The 23982-nt window shown below is 61.6% G+C and carries 27 protein-coding genes; 12 read left to right on the top strand and 15 right to left on the bottom strand.

Features of this window, described 5'->3' with window-relative positions:
• The 6 genes from ABIB95_RS39135 to ABIB95_RS39110 all read right to left on the bottom strand — a co-directional run bounded on the left by ABIB95_RS39135 (window position 1) and on the right by ABIB95_RS39110 (window position 6642).
• Window positions 1–738 (bottom strand): class I SAM-dependent methyltransferase, encoded by a 738-nt coding sequence (locus ABIB95_RS39135; protein ID WP_063985219.1) that lies wholly within the window; start codon window positions 736–738, stop codon window positions 1–3.
• Window positions 739–866: 128 nt separating this feature from the next.
• The gene (locus tag ABIB95_RS39130) at window positions 867–1436 is read right to left on the bottom strand and encodes a serine O-acetyltransferase (protein WP_354247895.1); all 570 of its coding nucleotides are present in this window, start codon (window positions 1434–1436) and stop codon (window positions 867–869) included.
• A 13-nt stretch (window positions 1437–1449) separates the two neighbouring features.
• Window positions 1450–2904 (bottom strand): lipopolysaccharide biosynthesis protein, encoded by a 1455-nt coding sequence (locus tag ABIB95_RS39125; RefSeq protein WP_354247892.1) that lies wholly within the window; start codon window positions 2902–2904, stop codon window positions 1450–1452.
• Between the two features lie 48 nt (window positions 2905–2952).
• The gene (locus ABIB95_RS39120; protein ID WP_354247889.1) at window positions 2953–4005 is read right to left on the bottom strand and encodes an acyltransferase family protein; all 1053 of its coding nucleotides are present in this window, start codon (window positions 4003–4005) and stop codon (window positions 2953–2955) included.
• A gap of 88 nt (window positions 4006–4093) precedes the next feature.
• Window positions 4094–5446: a hypothetical protein gene (locus ABIB95_RS39115; RefSeq protein WP_354247886.1), complete on the bottom strand. Its 1353-nt coding sequence runs from the start codon at window positions 5444–5446 to the stop codon at window positions 4094–4096.
• Between the two features lie 5 nt (window positions 5447–5451).
• Window positions 5452–6642, bottom strand: a complete 1191-nt coding sequence (locus ABIB95_RS39110) for an acyltransferase family protein (protein WP_085402137.1) — start codon at window positions 6640–6642, stop codon at window positions 5452–5454.
• Between the two features lie 365 nt (window positions 6643–7007).
• On the opposite strand from ABIB95_RS39110, the gene ABIB95_RS39105 reads away from it, so the two are divergent.
• The 6 genes from ABIB95_RS39105 to ABIB95_RS39080 all read left to right on the top strand — a co-directional run bounded on the left by ABIB95_RS39105 (window position 7008) and on the right by ABIB95_RS39080 (window position 13831).
• Window positions 7008–8393, top strand: coding sequence for an O-antigen ligase family protein (locus ABIB95_RS39105; protein ID WP_354247883.1), 1386 nt, complete (start codon window positions 7008–7010; stop codon window positions 8391–8393).
• Between the two features lie 39 nt (window positions 8394–8432).
• On the top strand, window positions 8433–9083 hold the full coding sequence (locus ABIB95_RS39100; RefSeq protein WP_354247880.1) for a hypothetical protein: 651 nt from the start codon (window positions 8433–8435) through the stop codon (window positions 9081–9083).
• 144 nt (window positions 9084–9227) lie between these two features.
• Entirely contained in the window at window positions 9228–9869 is a 642-nt protein-coding gene (locus tag ABIB95_RS39095; RefSeq protein ID WP_063985225.1) for a transglutaminase-like cysteine peptidase, read from the top strand.
• A gap of 350 nt (window positions 9870–10219) precedes the next feature.
• Window positions 10220–10816 carry a hypothetical protein gene (locus ABIB95_RS39090; RefSeq protein WP_063985226.1) on the top strand — a complete coding sequence of 199 codons (597 nt, stop codon included), beginning with the start codon at window positions 10220–10222 and terminating at the stop codon, window positions 10814–10816.
• 20 nt (window positions 10817–10836) lie between these two features.
• Window positions 10837–13047, top strand: coding sequence for a GNVR domain-containing protein (locus ABIB95_RS39085; protein ID WP_354247876.1), 2211 nt, complete (start codon window positions 10837–10839; stop codon window positions 13045–13047).
• Entirely contained in the window at window positions 13031–13831 is an 801-nt protein-coding gene (locus ABIB95_RS39080) for a hypothetical protein (protein ID WP_354247873.1), read from the top strand. Before ABIB95_RS39085 ends, ABIB95_RS39080 begins: the two co-directional genes overlap by 17 nt.
• 1 nt (window position 13832) lies before the next feature.
• On the opposite strand, the gene ABIB95_RS39075 is transcribed toward ABIB95_RS39080, so the two are convergent.
• The 3 genes from ABIB95_RS39075 to ABIB95_RS39065 form a co-directional block, all read right to left on the bottom strand.
• Complete coding sequence (locus tag ABIB95_RS39075; RefSeq protein ID WP_354247871.1) at window positions 13833–14993, bottom strand: acyltransferase family protein; 1161 nt, start codon at window positions 14991–14993, stop codon at window positions 13833–13835.
• Between the two features lie 34 nt (window positions 14994–15027).
• Window positions 15028–16122, bottom strand: a complete 1095-nt coding sequence (locus ABIB95_RS39070; RefSeq protein ID WP_354247868.1) for a glycoside hydrolase family protein — start codon at window positions 16120–16122, stop codon at window positions 15028–15030.
• Between the two features lie 141 nt (window positions 16123–16263).
• Window positions 16264–17688 (bottom strand): undecaprenyl-phosphate glucose phosphotransferase, encoded by a 1425-nt coding sequence (locus ABIB95_RS39065; protein ID WP_166350045.1) that lies wholly within the window; start codon window positions 17686–17688, stop codon window positions 16264–16266.
• Window positions 17689–18033: 345 nt separating this feature from the next.
• Here ABIB95_RS39065 and ABIB95_RS39060 point away from each other — a divergent pair, with 345 nt between their 5' ends.
• Complete coding sequence (locus ABIB95_RS39060; protein ID WP_028159057.1) at window positions 18034–18357, top strand: hypothetical protein; 324 nt, start codon at window positions 18034–18036, stop codon at window positions 18355–18357.
• A 112-nt stretch (window positions 18358–18469) separates the two neighbouring features.
• Complete coding sequence (locus ABIB95_RS39055) at window positions 18470–19204, top strand: metallophosphoesterase family protein (protein ID WP_354247863.1); 735 nt, start codon at window positions 18470–18472, stop codon at window positions 19202–19204.
• Window positions 19205–19232: 28 nt separating this feature from the next.
• Here the strand turns inward: ABIB95_RS39055 and ABIB95_RS39050 are convergent, their stop codons facing one another.
• The 4 genes from ABIB95_RS39050 to ABIB95_RS39035 all read right to left on the bottom strand — a co-directional run bounded on the left by ABIB95_RS39050 (window position 19233) and on the right by ABIB95_RS39035 (window position 20553).
• Window positions 19233–19655, bottom strand: a complete 423-nt coding sequence (locus tag ABIB95_RS39050; RefSeq protein WP_028150369.1) for a hypothetical protein — start codon at window positions 19653–19655, stop codon at window positions 19233–19235.
• Window positions 19656–19706: 51 nt separating this feature from the next.
• Complete coding sequence (locus ABIB95_RS39045; protein ID WP_039146277.1) at window positions 19707–19952, bottom strand: hypothetical protein; 246 nt, start codon at window positions 19950–19952, stop codon at window positions 19707–19709.
• A gap of 87 nt (window positions 19953–20039) precedes the next feature.
• Complete coding sequence (locus tag ABIB95_RS39040; RefSeq protein WP_162136531.1) at window positions 20040–20210, bottom strand: hypothetical protein; 171 nt, start codon at window positions 20208–20210, stop codon at window positions 20040–20042.
• 136 nt (window positions 20211–20346) lie between these two features.
• Entirely contained in the window at window positions 20347–20553 is a 207-nt protein-coding gene (locus ABIB95_RS39035; RefSeq protein WP_039146274.1) for a hypothetical protein, read from the bottom strand.
• Between the two features lie 288 nt (window positions 20554–20841).
• On the opposite strand from ABIB95_RS39035, the gene ABIB95_RS39030 reads away from it, so the two are divergent.
• From ABIB95_RS39030 to ABIB95_RS39015, 4 genes are all read left to right on the top strand, one after another.
• A complete protein-coding gene (locus ABIB95_RS39030) occupies window positions 20842–21096 on the top strand; it encodes a sugar phosphate nucleotidyltransferase (protein WP_354247859.1) in 255 nt (84 codons plus the stop codon).
• 393 nt (window positions 21097–21489) lie between these two features.
• A complete protein-coding gene (locus tag ABIB95_RS39025; protein ID WP_166103634.1) occupies window positions 21490–21663 on the top strand; it encodes a hypothetical protein in 174 nt (57 codons plus the stop codon).
• Window positions 21664–21887: 224 nt separating this feature from the next.
• Entirely contained in the window at window positions 21888–22139 is a 252-nt protein-coding gene (locus ABIB95_RS39020; RefSeq protein WP_014497530.1) for a hypothetical protein, read from the top strand.
• 496 nt (window positions 22140–22635) lie between these two features.
• Window positions 22636–23001: a VanZ family protein gene (locus tag ABIB95_RS39015; RefSeq protein WP_014497531.1), complete on the top strand. Its 366-nt coding sequence runs from the start codon at window positions 22636–22638 to the stop codon at window positions 22999–23001.
• 20 nt (window positions 23002–23021) lie between these two features.
• On the opposite strand, the gene ABIB95_RS39010 is transcribed toward ABIB95_RS39015, so the two are convergent.
• Together ABIB95_RS39010 and ABIB95_RS39005 are read right to left on the bottom strand one after the other, a co-directional pair.
• Window positions 23022–23306: a hypothetical protein gene (locus ABIB95_RS39010; protein ID WP_166103640.1), complete on the bottom strand. Its 285-nt coding sequence runs from the start codon at window positions 23304–23306 to the stop codon at window positions 23022–23024.
• 124 nt (window positions 23307–23430) lie between these two features.
• Window positions 23431–23877, bottom strand: a complete 447-nt coding sequence (locus tag ABIB95_RS39005; protein ID WP_014497533.1) for a hypothetical protein — start codon at window positions 23875–23877, stop codon at window positions 23431–23433.
• Window positions 23878–23982: the final 105 nt, after the last annotated feature.

Below are 23982 nucleotides of genomic sequence, written 5' to 3'. Positions count from 1 at the left end.
TCAGTGCGGCCGCGCGGGTGTGGCCGCACCGATGAAGATGATATCCTCGGCCAGCAGCGGAAGCCGCCGCAGCAGCATCGACTTCAGCTTTCCGGCGCGCATGAAGGTGGCCATCTTCACCTCGACGGGCGCATAGCCGGCGTCGATTGCGACCTTTGCGATGGTGTAGGGCGTGAAGAAGAACCGGTGATCGCTGTTGATCGTCTCGACGTTCTTCAAGATGCCCTTGATGTTGCCACCCCTGAAGGCGTTCGGAACGGTGATCACGATCTGATCGACGACGTCGCCGTAATTCTCCCTGAAGCGCGACAGGAACGAGACCGGATTCGGAATGTGCTCGACGACTTCGCCAAACACGGCGATGTCGAACTTCCGGCCGGATATTGCCTCGATCTTCTGGCCGGACGTCACGTCGCCCGCGACCATGTTGTCGAGCCCGGAAATCCGCGACGCCTCCCGCACCGCATCCGCATCGATGTCGACGCCGACGGTGTATTCGGAACACTCGGTGATCAGGCCGTGCAGCCAGTCCCGATTGTCGATCTTTCGTTTGATGAGCGGCAGATGATCACAGCATCCGACATGCAGGACTCGCTTGCCCCGACAGATGTCCACGAGGACGTCGCATCTGTATCTGACGTCGCCGTCGCCCCGATACTGCACGACGATGGTGTCTTTGAACTTGGAGCCGTCGAGATAGGGATAGACCTGCGAAAAATCGGTAATGATCGACGACATGGGCTTGCTTCCTGTGTCCGAGACGTTTCCGGACACAACTATACATGGCAAGCAATCAGAATTGTGACCGGGTTGAACCGGCGGACCAACCGCGAATCGCCGAAACCTCGCCGTCGGTTCGCGGGCTGTCAGGCGCGCAGGCGACCTGGTGCTTCCGAGCGCACGATCCGCGCAGGTGCTCCCGCGGCGACGGAATGCGGCGGGACGTCACGCGTCACGACCGCGTTGGCGGCAACGTTTGCTCCCGCACCAATCGAAGTCGGGCCAACGATCACGGCACCGGTGTAGATGACGGCGCCGTCGCCGATGGTCGGGCAACCCGGTTCATCCCAGGCACGCCGGCCGAGCGTGACGTTGTGATAAAGCATCACGGAGCGACCGATCCGCGCCCCCTCGCCGATCACGACGCCGGTCGGATGCGGCAAGATCAGCCCTGGACCGATCTCCGCGAGAACCGAGATGTAGCAGCCGCGCCGCATCAGCGCCCGCACGAGCAGCCAGGTGATCTGATGTCCCCAGCGTGTCTGGAATCGCAGCATCTTGGCAATGCGCCAGGTCGTGATCACGGCAAAGCCCGGGCTCGTCAGCATGGCGACGAAAGCGGCACCCACACCAGACCTGCCGGTGTTTGCCATCAGGTCCTCGCGCCACGGAAATCCCGCCTGGGACTTGCCGCTCATTCCCTCAACTGATGACATCAAACGTTCTCTACTAACCTGCCGAGGAAACATTCGCCTGGATCGGCGGAACCGAGCCGCCGAGCAGCGACTGCATGCTGTTCCAGATACGACGCCTGAATATCACGTAGCTGCCAAGCACGATCAGGGCATAGACGACCGTCGCCAACAGCCAATGTGACAGGCTTGCGACGTCTCCCTTCGTGGCGACGAGCGCGCACAATGCGCCGAGCGCGGTGGCGACGGTGGCCGGCATCAGGGCGCCCAACAAAGAGGCATAGGAGATCGCGCAGTTGCGGGCGCCAATCATCAGCATCAGGACGCAAACGAGGATCGATACGATCAGGTACACGGCCGCCACGGCCGTGAGCCCGAACGGCAATGCCACGACAAAGGCAAGGATCATGCTGGCACTGTTGGCGGTGCTCACCCAGAACTGGAGCCGGGCCTTGTTGTGAGCCAGCAGAATCGGCCCGGCATAGGCCGCAATCGACTGTGCCGCGCCTGCGGGCGCGAGGATGGCAATCAGCGGCAGGACCTCCTGCCAATGCGGCGAGAGGAACGTCGCAACGGGATATTTCAGTCCGAATGTCAGGTAGATCATCGCCGGGAATGTGATCATCGCGGTCATGCCGAGCACCGCGCAGATCGCCGACCGGCGCCGTTCCTGTTCCCGCTCGCCGTTCATCCGGCTCAGGGTGGCCATCAGAACGCCGCCGCCCGGCCATGACAGGATCATCAGCGGAAGCGTCATGAACTGGAAGGCGAGACCGAACAGGCCGACCGCCGCCGCGCCGAGCTTGGCGCCGATCATGAGATTGCCGACGTTTCTCGCAGTGAAGTTGAGGACGTTCGAGGCCAGCACCCAACCGCCGAACGACAGCATCAGCGCGACGCCGCGCCATTTGAAGGACAGATGGATATGGCGCCTGGTGTTCACATAGAAAGCGACGGCGCGCACCGCCTGCATCAGGACATAGTATGCGATCAGCGCCCAGATCCCCCATCCGAGCAGCGCTCCGGCCACGCCCACCGTCGCGGAAGCCAGAGCCGCGCCGGCTTCGATCAAGGCGATGGTCTTATATTGCAGGGAGCGCTCCAGGACCGCGCGCGGCCCCATCGCGGAAATGGACAAGACGACCGAACCGGAAAGAGCAGCCAGCACGGACGGCAGCCCCTGCATGTCGACGGCAGCCCCCAGCGGTTTCGAGGCGGCGGCCAGCACCAGGGCACAACCAATCCCGATCGCGACCATCAGAGTCGTCGCCGCGCCGGCTTCCTCCCTGGTGAGCGACGTCCGCTGGATCATCGCGCTCGACAGCCCAAGGTCGGTCAGCATGGAGATGAAGGCGATGAAGGGCAGCGAAAACGCCACGAGCCCAAATTCCGTGGGCGTCACGAAATAGGTGATCAGCAGCGTGATGAGGAACTGAACGGCCGACTTCACGACGTTCACGCTCGACATCGAGAGCAGATTCTTGATGATCATGACGTCTCTCGTAAGTGATCCGGCTGAAACGATTGCGAAGGGATGCGCTCAGGCGACATAGCGAGCTTCACGGTGCACTCCGAACAACAGGCCCCGCAGCGCCGGATCGAGCAAGCGGCGGAGTCTCACTTCGATCAGCTCGTAACTGACCGTCCCCGCTATCAGTGCGGCAATCAGGCCGAGGCCCGCGAACCCGGCCCAGAGGAGCCAGAGATTGACGCCATGCGCGGCCAGCTTCACTCCGATGACCTGCAACGGAAATAGCGCAAAAGGATGGACCAAATAGAGGCTATAGCTGATCTTTCCGAGGAACTGCAGGAATTTGCCGCTCAAAGCGGCGGCAATACCGGAGTCCGGAGCAAGGACCATTCCAAACAGCAGCGCGCCCGGCAGCAGCCCGACCAGCGGATGCACATATTCGATCGAGACGTACATCGCTATCCCGCAAAGGATGCCCGCCAGCAATCCGGGCCAGCCGACGACGCGGATCCGCAAATCGATCAGGCTAAACAACAGCCCGACCAGAAAGAACGCGGCGATCGGCCGAAAGGCGATGCCCGCGAGACCGAGCAGGATGAACGGCGCCGCCAGCAGCCAGTTCCTCCGCCGCACCAACATCACGAAGATCACCGCGAACAGAATGTAGAACGCCCATTCGTAGCTCAGTGTCCACGCGTTCTGCTGGCCGATCGGCAATCCCAGCGCGTCCGGCAGGAACGCCAGATTGACGAAGAACAGCTTGAGATAGGTCGGCAGATCGATCCCCTTGAAGAACTTGTAGCCAACCAGGGGGCCTGCCGTGAACAGGATCAGGTGCAGGATCACGAACACGGGCAGGATTCGCAGGGCGCGATCGAGAAAGAACTTCCCGACGCTGCGGTGACGCATCAGGCTCGCCGGAATCAGGAAGCCGCTGATCATGAAAAACAGCTCGACCCCGTGCCCGCCCATGTTGACCGTCGCTTCCAGCCACGGCCAGATCGGAGGCAGGAAACCTGCCAGAAGCGGCATGTCCTGAAGATGGACGATCAGCACGGTGAGCGCGGCGACGCCGCGCAGCCCCTGGATCGCCTCCACGAAATTCTTGCTGTCTCCGCTCACCACCGCGATCCGATATCATGATGAAGGAAAGTTCCGGACCAGCGCCCGTGCTGCGCATCGCAGCTCATTGCATGCGGCAACATCGCGATCATGCCGGCCGAGAGACCAGATCATCGACGTCAGGCGCGAGCGGCACCGCGTCCGCGACGGTCTCGTCACGTCTCTCTCGGGCGAAGACTTCGCTGAAGGCGACGCCGAGCATGATCAAGCCGCTTGCCGGACCATAGGCCAGAACGGTGATGGTGAAGAGGTTCATGGCGACCGCGAAAGACAGCTTGTAGATGTCCCTGGTCCTTGCGACCGCGAGGATGACCATGACCATGAACAACACGAAGATCGGCCCGAACATCAGGTAGGTACCGAGGTAGAAATTATCCACCGGAACGTAATAGCTGAGCTTGTTCGAGAACAGCAGCTGCGGATAGTTGAAGCAACCGAGGCCGCAGCCGGTGAAGAAGCCGACCGGCATGAGCTCAGCCATGTAGACGAACGGCAACTGCCAGCTGTTGTTGACGCGGTCCTGCAGGCTGAACAGGCCGCGCGACATGCTGACAAGCCCGTTGCCGGAGAACAGGGCGATCAGCACCGCAGGCACGAGGATCGACAGGAACGACAGCAGCGCCATGCGCCGGAGCATGGGAAACTTCTCACGCTCGGGAACGAGGCGAACGATGATCAGGCAAGCGACGTAGATCACCATCACGCCGAGCGACGTCTTGTTCGTGGTCAATTTGATGGCGTAGAGACCGATGGGGGCCCAGAACAGGCACCACAGCAGGCTCCGGCGCACCGAGCTGATCGTGAACGAAATGAACACGAAGAATGCGGCCATCGTGCTGTCGGCGGCAAGTCCGGCGAGGCGCGTCTCGGACGCCGACCACCACAGCCGCGTCGCCTGCCGCGTCGTGCCGAAAGTCTCGTAGGCATATCCCACCCAAGGCAACTGCATGCGGGACGACAATATGATCCCGACGATCGTCAGGTAGAAGATCGGGTGAAGCCACCGCAGCAGTCGATCGTAGTCGCCGAAATTGCGCCCGCAGAAGCAGAAGCCGACGAACACCGGCGCGATCATCTTGAACGACGACATCATGCCGCTGAAATAGCCCAGGAACACGTATCCGAGGTAAAGCGCAAAGCAGATGTAGAACAGCGTGAGGATCGCGACGAGGTTACGCCCCATCAGGACGTAGCGCTGCACGAAGGCAAAAATGCAGACCAGCGCGAAAATGTCAGGCAGGAACCACAGCGGGCTGATCTTGAGAACGGCCAGATAATAGCGCAGCGCGCCTGCGAGCGCATCGCGGTAGAAATAAAGCAAGAGCGCGATTGCCTCGAGACTGAAGAATGCACTGCCCTCCTGCTGGTGATGCCGGGGCAAGGCCACCGGATCGACCATGCGCCAGTCCGACCTCGGTAGAGCCGAAGAGCTGCTGGACATGCCCGTCACTCCGCCGCGACCACAGCGGGAACGGCGCGGCGATTGAAAAGCCGAAGCACGAACCGCGACCCCGGCATCTCGACCCAGAGGTAGGTGAGGTTGGAGAGCACGAGCACGGCGGCGACGAAGACGGCGAGCAGCAGTGAGGCTGCTAGTCCGGGAAGAATGTTGTCCACGATTTGCAGGCGCCCGGTGCCTACGCCACGCGCGAAGTACTGGATGAGGACAAGTATCAGCGCATGCGTCATGTAGATCGAATAGGAGCGCTTGCCCAGCCAGACCAGCGGACGGACGGACAGCAGCTTCGGCAGGAGCCGCTCCGGAAACGCCATCAGCGAGCCCAGCAGGGCGCCGAAAACGATCGGCGCCACGAAGCTGAGCCGTTCGTCGAAGCCGACGACGGAAACCAGCACGATGGCGACGACGGCCGCACCGATCTGGCAGGCCGACTGAACGAAGGGGCTCACTGAACGACCTTTTCCCGAGACGAAACGAAGCGTGAGCACGCCGACGAAGAAGCCCAGGAAGCATCGGGTGAAGGCGTTGGTCTGGAAATCGAGCGTTTCATTCTTGAGCACGAAGATAATGAGAGCCGCGCCCATCACGGCCAGCACGGCGCTGAAAACATAGACGAGCCTGATGTAGCCAAGGCGCTGCGACAGGACGACGACGGCGCCAAACACGAGATAGGTGTAGAACTCCGCGCTGATGCTCCAGCTCGGGCCGTTCCAGCTCAGATAGTCGAGCACGCCCATAGCATGGAGCAAGAATACGTTCGCGACAAACGAGTACACATTGTTAACCTGGAGATCCGCCGTCTCGTTGGTCGAGAAGTGCAGCAGGTCCAGTTCGGTGAGCGTGAGCCGCATCAGGCGAAACGCCAGAAAGGCGAACAGCATGACGATGTGGAGCGGATAGATGCGCGCGATACGACGCAAGGTGAACGTTCGGAAGTCGAACCCGCTGAACTCCGACTGCACGTAGCTCATCGAGATCACGATGCCGCTCAACACGAAGAACAAGTCGACGAAGAGCCAGGAATTGTGAAAAAACGCGACGTCGATCCAAGCGCGATGAGGCAGCGCAGCGGCGAGCGGATCCGATCCGACGAAGTGATGGACGACCACGCAGAGGGCGGCGAGGCCACGAACGCTGTCCAGCGGAACGTAGTGCGCCTTTGTTTGATGAGCTAGCACTTGATAGAGGCTCTACGATTCGACCAAAGCGAAATGCTGCGGTGCAATATAATGCCTCCACCGGGTGGTTTATTCAACTGAAAAGAGCCGCGAAGCGCCGATCTAGACCAGGACAGTGCACGACAGATGCGGCAGCAAGACGCCGGCCGGCATCTTTGCTCCGACGACATGCTCATAAACTTCAATTCAGCTTTCGTGAGGCAACGGGCATTGCGTCTGGAACAGATCAGGGCTGCACACGCGAGCCGCCGCGACCTTGTTTGCGATGTTGCGAATGACCATCAACGACCCGGCCTCGCATTAACTTGATCTCGCGCGAAGTTCTGATAGCTCCATCGCGGCTGAGCTGAACCACAGAGGGGCCTTTGGGCGCGATATCGCGATTTTTCGCCACAGCCGTGTTTGTGCTGGCGCCACTTCCGCTCGGATCCCTCGACCTCGCGTGGATTTGCTTCTGGAATTTTCTGCTCGTCTGCAGCCTGCTGACCGCCGATCTTTCGGCCGTGAGCCGTCGCAATGCCATGTTGCTCATTCCATTGGCAGTGGCGATCGCAGCGGTGGTTGTCATCGTGGCGTTGCAAACGTGGAGCGATCCGTCCAGTGAATCGGCCGCGGTCTGGGAACTGCCGCGGCGTTTTTTCGGCCTCGTACTGCCTGACCGTCTCTCGGTCACCGCGCGCGGAACGTGGCTGGCGTTCGGATCGGTGCTGCTGTTGTCGCTCGCCTTCACGCGCGCCGTGATTCTTGCAAGCGATGCGGGAGCCGCACGTTCGCTGCTACGCATACTGGCATGGGCGGGTTGCCTGTATGCATTGTATGGAATTCTGGCGGAGCTGATCGCACCGGACATGGTGCTGTTCAGGCAGAAAGAAGCCTACCTGGGCTTTGCCACGGGGACCTTCGTCAATCGAAACACGGCAGCGACGTTCTGGGGCACCTGCGCCCTGCTGTTTCTGGTGCCGCTTCTGCGCACCATGCACCGCCAGGAAGGCGGGCCGCCGGAACAACCGGATTGGCGATCGCAGCTCGAGCAAATCCTCTCCGCGCCGGTGGCGCTCGGTGCGGGATTCGCGATCTGCACGATCGCGCTTGCCATGACCGGATCGCGCGCAGGTCTTCTGCTGTCGGTCGGCACGTTCGTGCTGGCCATCATCCTTTATCTCGTGCCGCTCGAGCTCGGCAGATCGCGGAAGTGGCTGGTCCTCGGCGGCTCAGCGGCGGCAGGGCTCGTGCTCTTGCAGCTCGTAGGCGGCCTCGTGGCGGGGCGAATCGTCGAACACGGGCTGATCGATCCGCAGCGGGTTGCGGCCTACCAGGCTTCATTGGGGATCATCGCCGATCATCGGCTGCTCGGTGTCGGGTTGGGCAATTTCGAAGCTGTTTTTCCCGCCATCAGACCCACAGCGCTCGGCAGTCTCGGCATCTGGGACCGCGCACACAGCACGCCGCTGGAAATTGCCGTCGAATTAGGCATCCCCGCCTTCGCCGTCATCGCGCTGGCTTGCCTCTGGTATCTTTACCATCTGTTTACCGGAAGCTTGCGCCGAAAGCGCGACCGCTACATACCCGTGATCGGCGCCAGCGTCGCTGTATTGGGAGTTGCACATAGCTGCATCGATTTCTCGTTGCAGATACCTGGTTACGGCGTGTTTTTCGCAGCCATCGTCGGGTGCGGCCTCGCGCAATCGCTACCATCACAGATGCGAAAAGAACGTGGCAAATCCGTGCAAGTCGAGCTAAAGTCAAATTAATTGAAGTTTAAAGCCAAATTGATTGAAGTGGGCAGGGCAATGAGCTGGAATTCTGGTAGGCGCTTCACCGTGATCGTCGGAGCGCTGGCAATTTTCGCCGGAATGCCGGCAGCATTCGGCGCAACGGGCGTCAGCTCGGGCTGCGTTGCCAACACGGGCGTTGTTTCAGCCGAGCGCGCCACCGACTTTCTGGCCAATCCCGGCGGGCTGCTCGACCAGTTCAAGGACGGACAAGGCGGCCTCGCCTCGGCTGTGCGCGACCTTCTGACCGCGCGTCCCGAGACAGTCGATGGCATTGTCTCGCTGGCGAAGGCCAGCAGCACCGATCAAAGCCGCGCCATTGGCGCTGGTCTCGGCACCGCCGCATCGGTTTGCGTTCTGTCGCAGCCCGGCGTTGCCCAGCTGATCCAGGAGGCGGTTCTCAAGACCGAGAATCCCGACCTGATCCAATCGTTCACCAGCATCACCGGCGATATCCCGACCGAAGCGACCAACGGCGCCGATCCGACGGGCGAGACCACAGCCGGCGGCGGACCTGGTTCGACCGCGGCGGAGGCACGCGGTGGCGGAGCAAGTTCGACCGAACCCACGGTCGTGAACCAGAGCGGGCCCGGTGCGGCGTCACAGACGCAGACGCTGTTTGCGGCGACGTCGACCGCCGTTCTGACCTCGGTAAGCCCGTCGCGCTGACGGCTGGAACCGTTAACCACCCCTCCCAGACCGGTCCCGTGACCGGTCTATTTAGCTACAATTGTAAATTTCCGCGGAACCAAAGCTCAAATCGTTTGTGAGATACCCGTAGCGTCAAAAAAGAAAACGCGAGACGGGGATGTCATGAGCTGGATTATCAAATCGCTGGTCGCGATCGGGATCGCGTCGACCGGCACCGCCGCCAAGGCCGAGATGTTGAACGACAGTTCGCTCAATCAGGCGAAGAGCGCGTTCATCCGCGAGTACGACAATGCGCTCGCGCCGCTGCAATTCGTCAAGTTCTGCATGAACAACGACGGCGAATGCGCGAGCGACGCCGCCGACCGGACACTGCCTTCGGGCGACCGGGCGATGAGCATGCTGCGCGAGGTGAACAGCTCGGTCAACGCGTCGATCACACCGATGCAGAAATCGACCAATCCGATGGTGGCGCGCTGGAGCCTTTCGCCGTCCGCCGGCGATTGCAACGACTACGCGGTCACCAAGCGTCATCAACTGATCGAGATGGGCTGGCCCAAGTCGGCACTGCGCCTCGCAGTGGTCCTGACAAATGGCGGCCAGGGCCATCTCGTGCTGGTGGCGCGACTTGCCGACGGCGACTTCGTCCTGGACAATCTTTCCGCTTCGGTGCGCCCCTGGAACGCCGCGGATTACGAGTGGATCTCGATGCAGTCCGGCGGAAATCCGCGCTTCTGGGTCGCGATCGGCGAGCATGGCGAGCGCCTGCGCGCCACGCGTCTCGCGATGTTGCGGACCTCCGAATAGACCGCGCGAAGTTTCGCTCTACCGCCCTCAATCGCAGGTTGCGACAGGCGCGAGGCGATGGTCTGCCAGACCGTCCCTCGCGCCTTTGCCTTGGCATGGTGCTTGGCCTTGGCATGGCGCTTGCCTAAAATTCGTGCTTATCGCATACGAGCGCGCGCAACCATTCGCCGAATCCGCGCCTGATCGCAGCAAGAATTTCGTTCATGCGAAACGGGGATGCAGAGCGGGCAAGGATGGCAATTTGGTCCGTACTGGTTTATATTTTGCGCCGCACAAGAATTTGACATAGTTTTGGGTCATCAAGGACCTAGGGCCTAAATCCATACGTCATCGCTAGTTTGCAACGAGATATGAGCGCGATCCTAATCAAACTCGATAGCTTGTTGCGTGGCTCCCTGCCGGTCTTACGGATCGCGGCGGTGATCGCCGTTGCCGTGTCTGCGACGCTGTCCGCGCCGGCACAGGCTCAATGCGTCGATCGCGCCGAACGAGCGCCGTCGTCCGCGGTCAGCGCATTCGTCTCGGACCCCTCGGTTTTGTTGCGACAGTCGAAGAACGACAGGGACAAGCTTTCGGGCCGGCTCACCGGATTGCTGGTGACCGACATAGCCGCGCTCGATCCGGTTCGGGACATGCTGCGCCAGGCGAGCCAGGCCGACCGTGTCGCAATCGGCGCCGGGCTTCACCGTGCCGAAGAGCGCTGCATCGCGACCAAGCCCGACGTCGCGCGCCGGATCAGCGAATTCGTTGCCAAGCTGCACGACGGGTCCGTCCTCAAAGGATATCTCACGGATCAGGACGCAGCGGCTGCGCCCGTTCCGGGAAGCCCGGCTCCCGCCACGGCCAGCAATGCACCGGCGGGTCCGGGTGCAAGCGCCGGTCTGATGTCGGGTGAGTGGAAGACCGAACTCGCCGACCCGTTCAAACCCGTTCCCCTTCCCGAGTGACAACCTCAAGATTCCCAGAGATGTTTCAGCCACGAGATCAGTTTCCGCAACGCCCGAGATATGCCATCGAGGTCGGTGGCACGACGCTCAGCGCCGAGCGCGCTCTGGACATCGTACGCCGCCAATGGCCGCTGATCGTCGCCATCGTGGCCGGTACGCTCGCGATCGTTCTCGTCTACCTGATCGTGGCAACGCCGATGTACACGGCAAATGCGCGCATCCTGATGGACACACGCCAAACCCAGGTACTGGACAAGGACAGCGGAACCGCCAACGCGCTGATCGACCCGGGCTTCGTCGACAGCCAGGTCGAGATTCTCCAGTCTGACGACCTCCTCCTGTCGATCGTCCGTCGCCTGAAGCTCACCGAGGATCCGGAGTTCAACGGCTCGGATCCCGGGTTGATTCCGCTGGTCATCGGCAAGGTCATCTCGATGTTCGGGTCGGACGGTCCTCCGAGCAAGGAGCGGGTCGAGCGCGGCGCGGTCGAGCTTCTCCAGAAGAACCTTAAGGTCGAGCGCGTGCTGACGACCTATGTCCTCTCGATGAACTACCGTTCGATCGATCCTAACAAGGCTGCGCAGATCGCCAACGCGATTGCGGACGCCTACATCGTAGGCGCGCTGGAGGCGAAGTATCAGTCGACCAAGCGCGCCGGCGAGTGGCTCCAGCAGCGCAGCGCCGAGCTGCGTGAACAGGCGACGGCGAGCGACCGCGCCGTGCAGACGTTCAAAGCGCAAAACAACATCGTGGGCACCAGCCGGGGTCTGATGAGCGAGCAACAGCTTGCGGACGTCAACTCCCAGCTGATTGCCGCTCATGCCGCGACCGCCGAGGCCAAGGCCCGCCTCGACCGGATCGAGGCGCTGCTCGACAAGGATCTCGTCCAGCCGACCGTGACGGACGCACTCAACAACACGGTGATCACGCGCCTGCGCGCCCAATATCTCGACCTGGCGGCGCAATATGCCGACTGGTCGAGCCGTTACGGCAAGACCCACCAGGCGGCCGTCAACCTCGCCAACCGAATGGAAGAGCTGCGCAAGGCGATCGCGGACGAGGTCCGTCGTATCGCGGACGCATATCGCAGCGAGTACGAGATCGCCAAGAGCCGCGAGTCGTCGCTTGAGGAGAATCTCAAGAATCTCGTATCCCAGGCCGGCAGCACGAGTCAGGCGCAGGTCAAGCTGCGCGACCTCGAGAGCGCGGCAGATACTTATCGTAACCTCTACAACAACTTCCTCGAGAAGCTGCAGAACGCGACGCAGAACCAGAGCTTCCCGATCAGCGAAGCGCGCATCATCGGCACGGCGGTCAAACCCGACAAGAAGAGCTCGCCCAAGACGCTGCTGGCGCTGGTCGGCGGCCTGCTCGGCGGTCTCTGTTTCGGCTTCGGGGCAGCCTTCACGAAGGAACTGATGAGCGACGTGCTGCGATCTCCGAGCGACGTCGAGGATCAGCTCGGGGTGAAATGCCTCGGCGTTCTTCCCGACATCCGCGCGGCGAGGGCTTCGGCAGATCATCCGGAAGGAAACATATCCAGCTACGTCGTCGAGCACCCGTTCTCGCGGTTTGCGGAGACGCTGCGGAACATCAAGGTGTCGATCGACGTCGCGCGCCTGTCGCGCGAGGTCAAGATCATTGGAATCCTGTCGTCCTTGCCGAAAGAGGGAAAAACGACGGTTGCCGCCAATTTCGGTCATTTGACCGCGTTGACCGGACATCGCACGCTACTGATCGACGGCGACCTCCATACCCGCTCGCTGACCAGGGCGCTGGCCCCCCATTCCAAGACCGGCCTGGTCGAAGCCCTCAAGGATCCGCGCTCGTTCGGCTATCATATCCAGCGCAGCAAGGAGAGCGGGCTCGACTTCCTGCCCTCCGTCGTCGCATCGCGCATGGTGAACTCGGCGGACGTCATCGCCTCCAAGTCGATGGCTGACCTGCTTGCAGTGGTGCGCGAGGAATACGAATACATCGTCATCGATCTGGCGCCGGTGATGCCGGTCACCGACGCCAAGGCTGTCAGCCATCTCGTCGATGCGATGGTTTACGTCATCGAGTGGGGCCGTACGACCCGCAACGCGCTCCAGGAGTCGATGGCGAGTTCCGAAGGCATTCAGAAGAAGCTTCTGGGCGCCGTGCTCAATCGCGCCAATCCGAAGATGCTCAAGAGGATCGAGGCGTATAAGGGCTCGCACTACAACAGCTACTATGTCGAGGGAGCCTAGCGCCACCGAGCCGGCGGCACAGGCAACGGGGATCGCCTATCGCCGGCTTCTGCGCGGCTCGACCATCGCGCTTGCCGCAGCCGCGCTGGCGTGGATCGCGGCTATCGCCCCGGATGTGACCAATCCCGCGGTTCCGCAGATTGCAGGACGTGTCGCGCGCGGCGAGCGATATGAAGTCGATCGCCTGAGACGGATCGTATCGGACAATTTGCTATCCGCCCGTCGCCTATGCAGCGCCAAGACGCTGCGCGAACTCCTGCTGCTCCAGCTCGCAATCGCTGACGAATCGACACGCGCAGGCGACCTGAAGCAGACCGACCTCGATGCAGACGCCGTCGCGTCGACGAGCCGTGCCTTGCTGGCGTGCGCGCCGACTGAAGGACTGGGCTGGTTCGGCAGCTACTGGGCCGAAATTCGCCAGGCCGGCTTTGGGCCGCGAACGGCGGAACTGCTGGGTCTTTCCTATCGCTTCGCGCCACACGAGGCCTGGCTCCAGCTCATCCGCGCGCCACTGGCGCTTCGCGCCTTCAATGCGGCCTCGCCCGAGCTCAGGGATTACGCCACCCAGGACTTCGCGGATATCTTCCAGGCCCGCCTGTTCCCAAGCGCAGCCACGTTCTATCAGGCGGCAGGCACTGAGGCGCGCGCCGCGCTGCTCGAACGTACCTGCACCGCGCCCGAAGCCGATCGGGAACTGTTCTCGCATTTCGTCGCGGAGAAAGGCCTGCGAATTCGCCATCGCTGTTATCCAGCCGATGGCGACGGCTTTCGGATGAGCCGCTAGGCTATTTCAGCTCGGTTCGCGGCACGCCCTGCGAGGGATTCTCGGGCAGGTATTGCAGGAAGAATTTGGTCAGGCCGCGACGGCTGCGCAGGATCGGCGATTCGAAGTACTTCCAGGACACATGCGCGACAGCGTAGGAGATCACGAAACCGATGGCTGCGCCCGCGGTAATCTTCACACTCTCGGGCACCGACATCCCGCCATAGAGCGTCAGCGCCTTGCCGAGCGGGTTCGGGATGAAGTTGTGAACGAGATAGAAGCCGTAGCTGATCTTCCCGAGATGCTCGAGCGGCTTCCACTCCAGCGCCTGAACAAAGGCACTGCCCTGGTTGGCGCGTACCCACCAAACCAGCGCGACCAGGCAAAGCCCGATCGCAATGTCGATCGCGGGGGAAAGATAGGAAGGGGCCTCGTAAATCACGCCGTTCGAGCACAGCGCGAACACGACGATGAGGAGACAGGCAAAGATGCCGTTGCCGTTCGGGGCCCATCCCTGCCTGCGAAGATGCAGGATCGTGATCGCGCCACCGAACGCGATCAGGCTAAAATTCCAGGGCGACAAGGTGTGGATGGCGGTGTGATTGAAGCCCGATGAATACATCAGGAAATGGCCGATCAACCCGAGGGCGACGACGCTCATGCAGGTGACGAAATGGCGCTCCAGCGGAAGCAGGATGAACAGGAAGGGCGCGATCACGTAGAACTGCTGCTCGACCGAGAGCGTCCAGAGCACGCCGAAGGGACCGGCAGTCCCGCCGATGACGCTGCCGATCCAGTAGTTCGACAGGTACACAACGTGATAGCGGAAGCCGAGATCGGGCCCCGCGTGCTGAAAATAGGACCGGGTCAGGAACAGGATGGCGAGAAGCGCATAATATGCGGGAAAGATGCGCGTCGCCCGCTTGACCCAGAAGGTGACGATTTCCGCCGCGGGCCGGGACGCGGCCGTCCCGACCTTGCCTCGCTGCCTGTTGAGCTCGCCGATGATCAGGAAGCCGCTCAGGATGAAGAATATCCAGACGCCGACGCTGCCCGAGTAGAACTGCAGTCCGCACTTGTGATTGAGATAGACCAGGACGACCGAGAGACCGCGCAGCCCGTTGAAGCCCAAGATGCTGCCCGACTTCTCGGTGTTGACGCGCTCAGATCCAGGTAAAGGCATTGCAGGTTCTTTTCTTCGCACGGAGACCGAAAAGCTACAGTCCCCTGGTTCTCAACTCAGTCGATTCTTCAGCCGACAGGCGGCCGCCGGCAAATTCCGAAAGAAGGAAGAGCGCAACCTTGGGCCTGTCGATCTCGTACATCAGCCCAAACCTGTTCTCCGGCGGCTTCTTCTGCGGCTCGTCGAACAGCTCGTAGACCATCACACTCTCGATCTCGACGTCTTTCTGGTTCTTCAGATACTGGAAGGTGTCCCGCAGTGAGCGGAGGCATTGCTCCGTCAGGGGATCGCCGGGCCGATTTCCATAGGCCGGCTTGTAGATCTCGGCGCAATTGACCTCGTTGAACGTCACCGGGCGGTGATAGGACGCCAGCTTCTTGAAGAGGTCGAAGGGCGGATTGCGTCCATTCCAGTGCCGATGCGGGTTCTGCCCCGCCACCTCGTAATAGTGGTAGGAGATCACGTCGTATTTCACGCCCCGGGACTCCATGAAGTCGAGGAAGCCCAGCATCGTCGACGTCGTGTTCAGCACCTTGCGCAGACGACTTCCGGTCTCGCGGTTGATCTGGTCGATGGCATCGGACGCGCCGTGCAACACCTGGGCCCAGTCTTCCATCACCGGCATTTCGAAGTCTGCCGCGGTCATGCCGCGCCCGAACAGCTTCTTCCCGTCGGAATCGACCGCGAACAGGTTGATCTCGTTCTCAAGCTCCCAGTCGGACACAGCGTCCTTGAATTGCCGGACGAACGCGTAGGTGCGGTCGTAGCCCTGCCTGTAGAGCGCGTCCCGGTCTCCTTTGGGGTACCGCCCCTTGTCGGTGCGGTCACCGTAGCGGAAAGGGAAGTTGACCAAAGGGTGAAGCGTGATCGAGTATTTTCTGGCGAGCGCAATGGTCTGCCGGAACATCGTGGCTTCGCCCGGCTCGGCATCTTGCGTCAGGTTGAGACCGGTCCTGTATTGCGTGAGCCCCCGCTCCCTCATGAGCTGAAAGATCGGCGCGAGATCCCTGCGTTTTTGCGGCGGTCCGCCGACCCCCCACTCCAACGCGTTCGCATGAGAACAGGCGGCAGCGATCGCCCAGGTAACGAGCAACGGCAAGGCGACGAACTTGGCGAGGCGATGGCTCAATCTGCAAGGCTCGGCGTTTCGGGGGTGCAAATCGTCAAAGGGGCAGCAACGAATCACATGCTGCAAATTGCAGGCCGTTTCCCCTCTGCACGGGCGGCGTGCGGGTCGGGCGCGGCAACGCGCGCCCGACGTCGGCCTGGCTCAGTAGGCTTCCTGATGGATCAGCGCCAGCGCGGTCTTCAGGATGATCCTGATGTCGAGCCAGATGCTCCAATTGCTGACGTACCAGATGTCGTATTCGACCCGCTTTTCCATCAGATCGATGGTCGGCGTCTCGCCGCGGAAGCCGTTGACCTGGGCCCAACCGGTCAGGCCCGGCTTCATGTGATGCCGGTACACGTAGTTGCTGATGATCGGATCGTAGTAATTGTCGTGCGCGAGCGCATGCGGGCGCGGCCCGACCAGCGACATCTCGCCGCGCAGAACGTTCCAGAGCTGCGGCAGTTCGTCGATGCTGGTCCGCCGCAGCGCACGGCCGACACGGGTCACCCGCGCGTCGCTCTTCGTCGCCTGCGTGACCACATGACCGTTCTCCGCCACCGTCATCGAGCGGAACTTCCAGATATCGAATTGCTTGCCGTTGAAGCCGCGCCGGGCCTGCTTGAAGATCACTTTGCCCTTGGAATCGAGCTTGATCATGATCGCAGCCGTGATCAACAGCGGCGCCAGCAGCAGAAGCGCGAACGAGGCAAGGCCGATGTCGAGGCAGCGCTTCTGCGCCTGCTCGAACACGCTGAGCGGCGCGCGCTGGATCTCGATCGCGACCGTGCCGCTGACGGGCTGGAACGGACGCGAGACCAGATCGGCGATCGGGAAATCCGGCAGAAGGCGGATCGGCTGGGGGACAACGCGCAGATGCTGGCTCAGCTTCTGGAGAAGCGGCATCTCGTCCCAGTCGATGACCAGGAGATATTCTTCCACATCCGCCGTGCGCGCCTGACGGGTGATGTCGCGAATCTCGTGATCCCAGCCCGCGCCCTCTTCAGACGGATCGAGCACGAAATGTCGCACGACGTTGAAGCCGTGCTTGCGCAGATCCTTGAACCGGGTCGAGGTGAAATCGAGAGGCTTGAGGCTGAGCAGCACGACCTTGCGGTCCACCAGACGGCCCTTGGCGTAGCTCGAGGTCAGCGCCAGGCGCCACAGCACGCGCAGACCGCCCAAGGCGACGCCGCCGGTCGCGGCGAACAGCAGCGTGGTTCCGCGCGACAGGTCCGCGGACGATTTGAGCAGGAACGCCTCGACGGCGAGAATGGTGAGCGAGATCAGCCAGACCGCCAAGGCCTTGCGCAGCTGCCAGACCGTGTTCAGCAGACGATGGTGATCGTAGACGCCCTGGAAGTAAGCGATGGTCACGAACACCGCGCCGACGACCAGGCCTGCTCCGACGGATGAGTCCTGCTCGATCACGAGCACGCGATACAGGCCGCTCGCCACGAAATAGCTGAGCAGTACGGCGACGAAGTCTCCGGCGATCAAAGCCACTTGCAGGGGTCTTTGGAGGGCACCGCGTCGGTTCGAGATAACCGAATAATAGTTTTCCGAACCGTAAGTTGCTACAGCCATCCGAACCTCGCTGCCTCGTCACCACTCGCAATCAGAATTGCGAGCAAATCGATCTAATTTTTTCGATGTGCGCCGAAGTATATCTTAACTAAACAAAGCGACATTGCGGCAGTGCACCGAAAAAATCAAATCGATTTTCATGCAATGCAGCGTCGCAGCAAAACAATGCTCAAACTACTGTCACACGCGTGACAATTAAGCAGGCATCACGCCGCGTTTCACACCAAATCGCGTCATTTTCGCACAGCATTGTCGCGCGCATTTGAACGGCTGTTCAACCATGCCGCTTAAGCCGTTATTAGTCCGCGGCCATTAACACTCGTGACCAATTCGAGGAGTTGCGTCGTGAGTACGGTTGCCATTTTCAGTCTGCTGATCGGATCGTTGCTGGGAGGCCGATTCCGGATCTTCATCCTGCCGCCCGCCATCGTTCTCGGCGCCACGATCCTCGGTGTGGGCTCCGCCTGGCAGGGACATGATTCAGCTCACATCGTTGTGACGATCCTCGTCTTCGCGTCGGTGCTCCAGCTTGGCTATTTCTGCGGCGCGGTTCTGGTCCGCGCGCGAGCGGCCGCCTATCGCGGCAAGGCTGCACCATCGTTCGACAGCGGCAACTCGGCCAGCCTCGCGCAAGCTTGGGGACGGGTGATTCGCAGCGCTGGTGAATGATCGGGCAGGCGCAGGCTTGCTGGCAGGGGTAGAAAAAAACCTGCTCGGGCACCCAAATCCGCCGATAGCATATTGACATCCCGGGCGAAGCTCTTTGAAAGAGTTGCACCCCATGTCCATGATTGCGCCCCGAAATTCGCCCCGGCCGAAGCTACCGAACGGCGTGCGCATCTATGCGATCAGCGATATCCACGGCTGCGCGCATCTGCTCGAGCAGATGTTCGCCGTGATCGATGCGGACATGGCGAACAGCCGGCCATATCGCGCGATCGAGGTCTTCCTCGGCGACTACATCGATCGCGGACCGGACTCGCGCCATACCCTCGACCTCCTGATCGACCGCAGCCGCCGCCGCAACACCGTCTTTCTCAAGGGCAATCACGAGGCCTATTTCACCTCGGTGCTGGAAGATCCCGCCCGCGCCGCCGAATGGTTTCAGTTCGGCGGGCTCCAGACCCTGATGTCGTACGGCGTGTCGGCCGCGCCCGGCCTTGGCAAGGACGAGTTGCCCGATCTGGTTCGCGAGCTCACATCCGTGATGCCGCCGGAGCACATCGCGTTCCTGCGCCAGTTGCGGCCGACCTTCACATGCGGCGACTTCTTCTTCGTCCATGCAGGGGTGCGTCCGGGAATTCCGCTCTCCGAGCAGCGCGAGCAGGACCTGTTGTGGATCAGGGACGAATTCCTGCAAAGCAATAGGCGCTTCGGCAAATACGTCGTGCACGGCCATACGCCGGTGAAGCAGGCCGAGCTGCTCGAGAACCGGGCCAACATCGATACCGGGGCCTATGCCACCGGAAATCTGACGCTGCTGTCCATTCAGGGCAACAGCATGCTCGCGATCTAGCGGTCTCGCTCGCGCGCCGTACCAGGCGTCAGTTGGTGGGGCTCGCCGGAGGCCGGTAGTCCGGGAAACGGCTCAGCATCGCCGCCTTCAGGAACTTGAAATGGGCGATCGAGGCGCCGAGCTCCTTGAGTCGGCGCTGGCCGTTCAGGATTTCCTTGTCGAACAGGTCCTGGTGGTGATTGTCGAGCGCCTCGCGCTCGAGATATTCGTCGTCGCCGTTGCCGATCGTCACGGCGGCGCGCGCCAGCACGTCCTCGACCCGGCGGTTGAGACCTGACTGCTCGCGCTCCGCCGCATGCAGGGCGTCATCGATCGCAACCATGATGGCTTCGATGCGGGTGCGATCGGTTTCGGCGTCGCGCTCGGGCGAGCGCGCGCGGAACACCTGCTCTCCGCCGAAACGGTCTTTCAGGAAGTTATGGGTGCGGGCCCGCAGGAAGAGCTGAAACATGCGTGCATTTTCCGGTTCGAGGCGCCAGACCAGAAAATGGGCCCGCGATGGTTAATAAAGGTTGAATCCTTCGCGCCGCTCGGTGCGGCTTTGCGCCATCCAGGCCCTCCAGGCGCCCTCGTGCTTCTCATAGAGCTCTAGCCTGCGCCGCTCGCCGGCATCGGGCGCGACCTGCGCCTGCTCGCTGTCGAGCCGCTCGAACTCGAACGTCTCCTCGGGCGTCAGGCCGATCAGGACGCGGCGACCTCCCCCGTCGACGAAATACCGCCGTGGCGCGTTGTACGTCGGGCTCGTCATGGCGTCTCCCCGAGATCCCGTCATGATTCACTCCCCTCCACCGCCATGCGAGCCGCAACGCGAGAACCGCACGTCGGTTGTAAATCCTCAGAATGCACGCCGCGCCCTCGCCAATGAACTGTTCTGCCGGAACGCGGTGGGACTGTAGGGACGGTGGAACGGATGACGCTCCGCGCGCTCGCGAGGCCGCAGCGCGCGTGTCGCATAGCCTGCGCCAAAGCCAGCGAGGAGCGAGACCAGGATCGCGAGCAGCATCATTCGTAATTCGTTCCAGTGACGCTGGCAGTCTCATCCTCGAGTTGTGTCGAGATCATGATCACCGCCGCTGATTTTCTCGTCATGCCAGGGATTTTTTTGGGCAGCGCCCTGCATGCGAAATGATCGGGCTCGTGCGTCAACCGAAGAACCAGAGGAACAATCGCACCAGCAACAGCGTGATGAAATACACCCAGCCCGCCATCGCGATCAGCGCAACGCTGAAAAACGCGCCTTCAAACGCCCGCTCTCTGAGCTTGGTGAGAGGAAGTGCCGCTCGCGCCTTTTGAAGCATCTCGGTCTTCTTGATTTTGTTGATTTTGATTTGTTCGTGCGCGCGCACCATAGCCGAACGAATTCGACGATCTCGTGACGACTCAACCGAGAGAAGCACAATACTGCTCGTCAAACCGCTGCCGCATGCATCGCGATTAGATTTTTTTCTCGTTCGAAGCCGTTGCGACCAACCGGCGCCGATTCAATTCAAGTTGATCGCTCGAATCGACGTCGTGATTTCGAAGCAAACAATGTCGTGATCTCGAAGCACTTAATTCCTAATCGCGCACAAGTGCTGACGCCGAAACGCCGTGCCATCCATTATCAAGGGGAGATTGCCGCCTGAGCTTGGAGGACATTGAGGGCGCAGGGAACAAGTTCCCTGCTCGCCTCCATCGTCAGCATGGCGTCCGAGCGGCTCCTGCCTGTCTTCGGCAAGCCGATGATCCAGTGTCTGCGGTCCAGCCTGACGTTCGCCGACCTCAGGAGAATCCTCATCACCACCACGCGGCAAGACCGGTCGCTGTTTCGACGGCTGCTCGGCGACGGCTCGGGGATCGGCACTTCTTCCATGCTCATCAGAACAGTCCGCGCCGATTGGCGGAGCTGCTGAGTCTTGCCGCAGCGTCGAGACGCGAAGTCGGGTCTCGGATATCGGCAGGCGCCCCCCGCGAGGATTTCGAGTGCGGACGTGCGAAGACCGTGCACCGGTTCTGCGACAACCGGACGTGGTGGCGGAACATCCTCGATCCCCACCATCAAAACGTGCAGACCGATCTTGGTTAGCGAAACTCCGTGGTTATACGGAGCGCAACGCGCCGATTTCATCGCGGTAAGGTTGAGCGGTTAGCTTAATCCGCGTTGTTTGTTGCGAACCTTAGTGGATCGCATATCCATCTTCTCACCGGGCTCCCCCAGGCCCGGCCCCACCCAAGCAAAGCCGTCGAGCGAACGTGGGTCCGCTTGGCGGCTTTGTCTTTGTCTCGACGAGAGGATGATTTCGGTTATGGCGCGCAGGCCCTGGTCGTTCAAGGAAGACCGCCGGCTGATGGAATTGGCCAAGTCTTCGACTTCGCTGGAAGAGGCAGCAAAACTTCTCGGGCGCTCGCCCGATGCGATCAAGCGTATGGCCTTGCGCCTCGGCCTGTCGCTGAAATCCAAGGGCGCCAAGAAGGGCTAGCGTCGGCCGCGCGCGACACGTCATGGACGGGCGCGTCCGCCTCATCAATCGATGCATGGCAGCCGCCAATCGACATGGGCCGATCGCTTTCAGCGCTCTCGATCTCTCCGCGCCCGGCTGCTAGACTATCCAACGACGAAGATTGAACATCGTCCCTTTTCGGCGCAGAACGGTCGCCGGACCGGCTTCGGTCTCAGTTTGATAGATTGTTGGAGGAATGCACCATGTTGTCCCGCGCGCTCGCCGTAGCTCTGCTCCTGGCTCTGCCCTCAGTAGCGTCGGCGCAAGTCCCCGTGGGCTTCGGATTTCCAAACGGCGCGCCGTGGTGCGCCTTCGGTTTCGATTGCCGATTCCTGAATTACCGGGAATGCGCCGACTGGATTTTCGATCCCGCGCGCAACTGCCTCAAGAATCCGTACTTCGCAGCCCACTACCCGACCAATGTCGACAAGGGCTGGTCCTACAATCGGCGTTGAACGTCGGTCCCTGCGAACGGCTTGGTCACGCGGTCAGGCGCGTTGCTTTGTGCCTGACCGGTGGCGTGGTTTTGTCGATGACGAGAATTTGGGCAGGTGCGATCGCCTGCCCGTTCCCCTGACGGCGGAACTCTCAGCCGCGCTCCGCATTGCTTTCGAAAGAAAGCGGGAGGCGGAGCCGTCATGGCAAGCTCTTTCCTAATCGTGTTGTCGATCTGGTTCGGCATCAACATCCTGTTCTTGGCAGTCCGGCTTTGGGTCACCAGGCCGAAGAACTGGCAGATGAATGCCTGCCCTCGCCAACTCAGCGCCGTCCGCGTGACATCGCGACTACACCGCCACGTTTGACGTCAACTGCATGCATGCGGATTGGGCCGTAGCCACGGCTCCGCGGCTCGCCCGTGAACCTTGGTTCATGCCCTCGAGGGTTTGTGAACCTTAACGATGTTCTTGGCTTTCGAAAGCGGCCAGCCGGTCGACCGGCTATGTTGGCGCAATGCGCCGCAACCATCTCATCGCAGCCGCGGTTATCTGTCTCGTGCTCATCGTCTATGCGACGCTGGCCAAGCTCGCGGGCCGGCCGGCACTCATGGGCCACGCGGAGGCCTACTGGGTCGTCGTGATTGAGCGCTTCAGCGCCTACGGCCTGTTGGGCTTCCTGCTGTCCTTCCTGCTACCGGGGCGCGTCAAGCTGGCTTGCGCGTTCGTGATCGCCGTCGCAGTCGGATTGGAGGTCTTGCAGGCGGTGACGCCGGATCGTGATCCACGATTCATCGATGTGCTGCAAAAGGCCGCCGGCGGCACCGTCGGCGTCCTTCTGGCCCAGACCATCCTGGCTTTCCTGCCGAGGCCGCCGTCCTGAGGCTGGCCACCGGCGCCGGCTTACGCCACTCCGCGCCGCAAGCTCGGCTGACTGGTCGAAAGAACCCCGGACATCTGGCGATGGGCATCGCGCAGCGCCGTGATCGCGTCATCGAGGTCGAATTCGGCTTCGCGAACGGTCTCGAAGAACCGGGCCATCAAGGCGAGGTTCAGCTTGACGCGGGTGTTCCCGTCGCGGCTCTTGCGGCGATCGAGCGACAGATGCATCGCCTGCATCCTGGCCTCGGCAGCGCTGCAGCCGCTGAGGGTCGCGAGTTCGTCATATGTCATCCAGATCTGAGGCATGTCCCTGTCCGCCTTTTGTTATGGGCCCCAACCTAGATTTCACCTCTAAAACTAGTGTTGCCGCAGTCCAGTCGCGCCGTGATTTCGCGACAACAGCGTCAATGCAAAGCTAAAAGCCCGCACCCTACGACACAGGCGCCTTGGGCGGCGTGAACGGATGACGCGGCCGGGAACGGTTGTCGAGGCCCTTGGGCAGCTTGTCGGCGTTGAGCTTCACGACCGCGCATTTGGCGTCGGCTGCCGGCGCATCTTCCTGGCTGTAGATCAGCGTCGCCTCGAACTTCACGTCGGGTGCTTCCTTGGCCGTTCCCGAACAGCTCGCCACCAGGCCGTTGCACACACCCGAGAGTTTGACCTCGACCTCATCAGGCCCAAACACGCTCAGCGGGCCGTCGGCATGCCGGTTCACGGTCAGGACGGCCGAGAAGTGCTGCTCATCGACCCGGTAGGAACCACCATAAGTAAAGAAGCTGTCGCGGCCCGAGATCCGGCCCTCGGCCAGATCCACGATGCCGGTGCCCTGACCTCGTGAGGTCCTGAACCAGGCAGCGTATTTACCGTCTCTCAGCATGGGGAAATTTCCGAGGTGAAGATCGCCCTGTATTTGCGACCAACTCTGGGGCGCGACAATGACCTAACGGCCAGCCCTTCGGGCAAGGTTAATGCTCGGAAAACC

It is taken from the genome of Bradyrhizobium sp. LA2.1, assembly GCF_040547725.1.
Classification (GTDB): Bacteria; Pseudomonadota; Alphaproteobacteria; order Rhizobiales; family Xanthobacteraceae; genus Bradyrhizobium; species Bradyrhizobium barranii.
This window is presented reverse-complemented; position numbering and strand designations above follow the sequence as displayed.

Coding starts and splice junctions, on each gene's coding strand:
- ABIB95_RS39135 (WP_063985219.1), bottom strand. CDS start 738: ATGTCGTCGATCATTACCGATTTTTCGCAGGTCTATCCCTATCTCGAC.
- ABIB95_RS39130 (WP_354247895.1), bottom strand. CDS start 1,436: ATGTCATCAGTTGAGGGAATGAGCGGCAAGTCCCAGGCGGGATTTCCG.
- ABIB95_RS39125 (WP_354247892.1), bottom strand. CDS start 2,904: ATGATCATCAAGAATCTGCTCTCGATGTCGAGCGTGAACGTCGTGAAG.
- ABIB95_RS39115 (WP_354247886.1), bottom strand. CDS start 5,446: ATGTCCAGCAGCTCTTCGGCTCTACCGAGGTCGGACTGGCGCATGGTC.
- ABIB95_RS39100 (WP_354247880.1), top strand. CDS start 8,433: ATGAGCTGGAATTCTGGTAGGCGCTTCACCGTGATCGTCGGAGCGCTG.
- ABIB95_RS39095 (WP_063985225.1), top strand. CDS start 9,228: ATGAGCTGGATTATCAAATCGCTGGTCGCGATCGGGATCGCGTCGACC.
- ABIB95_RS39090 (WP_063985226.1), top strand. CDS start 10,220: ATGAGCGCGATCCTAATCAAACTCGATAGCTTGTTGCGTGGCTCCCTG.
- ABIB95_RS39085 (WP_354247876.1), top strand. CDS start 10,837: ATGTTTCAGCCACGAGATCAGTTTCCGCAACGCCCGAGATATGCCATC.
- ABIB95_RS39080 (WP_354247873.1), top strand. CDS start 13,031: ATGTCGAGGGAGCCTAGCGCCACCGAGCCGGCGGCACAGGCAACGGGG.
- ABIB95_RS39075 (WP_354247871.1), bottom strand. CDS start 14,993: ATGCCTTTACCTGGATCTGAGCGCGTCAACACCGAGAAGTCGGGCAGC.
- ABIB95_RS39065 (WP_166350045.1), bottom strand. CDS start 17,688: ATGGCTGTAGCAACTTACGGTTCGGAAAACTATTATTCGGTTATCTCG.
- ABIB95_RS39055 (WP_354247863.1), top strand. CDS start 18,470: ATGTCCATGATTGCGCCCCGAAATTCGCCCCGGCCGAAGCTACCGAAC.
- ABIB95_RS39050 (WP_028150369.1), bottom strand. CDS start 19,655: ATGTTTCAGCTCTTCCTGCGGGCCCGCACCCATAACTTCCTGAAAGAC.
- ABIB95_RS39045 (WP_039146277.1), bottom strand. CDS start 19,952: ATGACGAGCCCGACGTACAACGCGCCACGGCGGTATTTCGTCGACGGG.
- ABIB95_RS39040 (WP_162136531.1), bottom strand. CDS start 20,210: ATGATGCTGCTCGCGATCCTGGTCTCGCTCCTCGCTGGCTTTGGCGCA.
- ABIB95_RS39035 (WP_039146274.1), bottom strand. CDS start 20,553: ATGGTGCGCGCGCACGAACAAATCAAAATCAACAAAATCAAGAAGACC.
- ABIB95_RS39025 (WP_166103634.1), top strand. CDS start 21,490: ATGGCGCGCAGGCCCTGGTCGTTCAAGGAAGACCGCCGGCTGATGGAA.
- ABIB95_RS39020 (WP_014497530.1), top strand. CDS start 21,888: ATGTTGTCCCGCGCGCTCGCCGTAGCTCTGCTCCTGGCTCTGCCCTCA.
- ABIB95_RS39015 (WP_014497531.1), top strand. CDS start 22,636: ATGCGCCGCAACCATCTCATCGCAGCCGCGGTTATCTGTCTCGTGCTC.
- ABIB95_RS39010 (WP_166103640.1), bottom strand. CDS start 23,306: ATGCCTCAGATCTGGATGACATATGACGAACTCGCGACCCTCAGCGGC.
- ABIB95_RS39005 (WP_014497533.1), bottom strand. CDS start 23,877: ATGCTGAGAGACGGTAAATACGCTGCCTGGTTCAGGACCTCACGAGGT.